This is a genomic window from Cupriavidus sp. OV096 (assembly GCF_900115455.1).
Classification (GTDB): domain Bacteria; phylum Pseudomonadota; class Gammaproteobacteria; order Burkholderiales; family Burkholderiaceae; genus Cupriavidus.
This window is the reverse complement of record NZ_FOWM01000025.1, coordinates 1-2,727: the sequence shown is the minus strand read 5'-3', so window position 1 is coordinate 2,727 and position 2,727 is coordinate 1. Positions and strand designations below refer to the sequence as shown.

Below are 2,727 nucleotides of genomic sequence, written 5' to 3'. Positions count from 1 at the left end.
GCCCGCCTTCACCTGTAGCAGGTCCCCGGCCGTGATCTGGCCGCTGTTACGCAGTTGTCCGTCGATGTCCAGGCTGACGTTCTGCCCGCTGATCGCGCCGCCGTTGGGCGTCGCCAGCGCCTGGACGTAGCCGTCCGGCAGGTAGACCTGATAAGCCAATCAGCTAAGGGCGCAACGCCTCAGCTTGGAGGGTGCCGGAGCCTCCCTCCCAACACTTCCTATTACTTCGCGGCCGTCTTGACCTGATCGCCCGTATAGCTCAGCGAAGCGAGATCTTCTTTTGCTTTTTCCGGCGTCTTCAGTTCCAGTACCACGCGACCCACCATCAAGCCCATCGACGGCGAGCTGCGCACGTACTTGGTTTCCCCGGAATCGAGCACAATTGACACATCAACCTTCGTTCTTGGTTACTCAAATTCTGCGCAAAATTTGAGGAAGGCGTTGATCAGATCCGGTTGCGTCTGGTTCGCGATATTCGAAGAGACGAACCGTTCAGCGCAGTAGGCATACGAAACGCCAAGCAAATCTTCGATCTCAACTCCATCTCCCGCGATGAACGAGACATTGTCACCGTCCGTATAGACCATGAAGCGCTCGTTGTCCGGCCAAAGGAAAGTTGAACCCCAATATGGCAAATTGTTGGGCGTTGTCTCAAATAGTTGATTTGGATTATCAACGGCTAAATCGAGCTTCCGGGTAGCTACTGTGACGGCTGAGAAGTCGGGCGCATACTCCCACTCAGCCTTTTCGAGCGTCGCGACGTTCAGAACGTTACTTTGGTTTTGCATACAGAACACGCGAAGTCTTGCCAACAGTTCAATCTGCTCTCCCCTTTCCGTTTGCAACGACCGGAGATCTCCCTCCCACAGCGGTATTACGGCCCATCGGCGCTCGCGCAAAAAAGCTCGTGAGAAGAATGCGAGGAATCGTCCGTCGCCATCACTCTCACTCAATCTTCCACGCGACATACCGTGGATACAGACGCTGTGGGCGATAAACCGCAGCGTAGCCATGTAATCGGCAAATGTATTTCTATGCTGATTCATAGGTCAAAACCTGATCTTCATCTGACTATTGCGTCCACTCGGCCGACTAAACTGGATGCTAGGCGCACTTGTGGATTTGCTCACCGGATAGAGTGTAGCGGTGATCCGTCCGTTCCGAGGCAAACCTTGATATCTTGGCATACACGAATGCAAGCTCATGGAATTCCCAAAGCCGGGACACAGAACTTAATGTCTCTCGGTTATCCAGGCAACCCTTTCAGAGGATGAAAGCTGGATAATGATCCGGCGTGTAGAAGACCTCCCGAGATTCCCCCAACACCTAGGCTATTCACTTGCTCCGTCCAGATTAGCTATGGACATTCCCATAAGGTCAGCAGCCGTCCGCATGCGAGATTTTAAATCAGGTGAAACCTCAATCTGATATTCGATCAACTGCGCATATAAAACCTCTAGCGCAACTCCAGGCTCGCCATGATCGAGTAGCTCCCGAACATTCTTCGGCGTGTCGTCAGGAAACGCTGATGCCACCTCGTTCAGTACTGTTGCAATAATCGACTCTGCGTTTGAATGCTTTCTCATTTCGGCCTCATTGCTTTGGGTATGCTGTAATGATTCCCTCACCGCGAGGTTCCACGATGACACGAACCTGCACCCCGTCCCGCACGCCTTCCACAGCCCACCGGACAGGGGCGCCTTTTGAGGTGTAGTCAGCCCCCGCCTTACCTGTGAGTTGAGTCCATTTCGCTGTCGGATCCGTCGCGAGATCCGATACATTGTGCATGATTTGGCTTTCTGTCCATACGGACGGAAAGGCAGTCTTCCCGGGAGCCCCCGGCCATAAATGTCCACCACCAGTGGCATCTCCCAAAAGAATATGTTGGGTACGTTGCTGGCTGGCCAGATTTACAAGATCCGCTTCGGACGGCACTCGGCCTGCGGCTGTTGGTCTTGGCCCACGGGAACTACCACCTCCATCCGAGTCCACCCCGGTGACACCTTTAATCGCTCCAAAAAGGGCAACATTGCCAAGAATAGATTTGGCAACGAAAGCATCAATAGGATTCGTCGGGTCGCTTGTACCAAGCTGGAATCGCAGCAGTGCGTTGTCGATCTGTGTGGCGGTATAGCCTTTACTCTGCGTATTGTTCGCACGGATCAAGAAATCCCGAGCCGCAACGTTGGTGTCTTGGTGCGCCAGTGCCTCCCCATACGCCTGCTGATACAGACCTCGCTCCTCCTGCCGTGCAGATACACAATCTGCATTGCCACCGCACATGGCTGCGATCTTTGCATCGCTCAGCACTCCGACTTGCGCCTCCAGGAAGGCGGCGTTGGAGCGGCAGGACACCGGATCGACACACGCGCCCAACGCCTTTACATTGGCCTGAAAACGAGGATCCTTAACGTTCTGATATCGACTCGTAGCGTTATTGATCGCTTCATTCTGTGCCGCCAACCCTGCCGAATTGACGTCAGCACCCAGAAGCGCGCCCGCAGCCCCGCCTACAAGCGTTGCCAGACCGACGGTAACCGCCAGCCGAATTTTGTCGTCACTGTAGTTGAGTACTGGGCTATCGGCATAGACAACATCCCGAATCAACGGCGCCGCAATAGCACTCGCCGCCCCGCCGATCGCGCCTCCTGCACAATCACCACCTGTAAGGCCCTGCGCAGCACACCCCACCAGCGCATGTCCCAACACATTGGTCAGGATCGTCGA

4 protein-coding genes are annotated in these 2,727 nt (G+C 54.8%); all 4 read right to left on the bottom strand.

From position 1 onward, the window contains the following. Window positions 1–221: 221 nt before the first annotated feature. Window positions 222–389: a hypothetical protein gene (locus BM115_RS27380; protein ID WP_369823548.1), complete on the bottom strand. Its 168-nt coding sequence runs from the start codon at window positions 387–389 to the stop codon at window positions 222–224. A gap of 18 nt (window positions 390–407) precedes the next feature. Further along, window positions 408–1,046 (bottom strand): hypothetical protein, encoded by a 639-nt coding sequence (locus BM115_RS27210; protein WP_143093956.1) that lies wholly within the window; start codon window positions 1,044–1,046, stop codon window positions 408–410. A 285-nt stretch (window positions 1,047–1,331) separates the two neighbouring features. Continuing rightward, window positions 1,332–1,586: a MafI family immunity protein gene (locus tag BM115_RS27205; protein ID WP_143093955.1), complete on the bottom strand. Its 255-nt coding sequence runs from the start codon at window positions 1,584–1,586 to the stop codon at window positions 1,332–1,334. A 7-nt stretch (window positions 1,587–1,593) separates the two neighbouring features. Continuing rightward, a partial coding sequence (locus tag BM115_RS27410; protein ID WP_218158062.1) for an EndoU domain-containing protein occupies window positions 1,594–2,727 on the bottom strand: 1,134 nt, incomplete at its 5' end.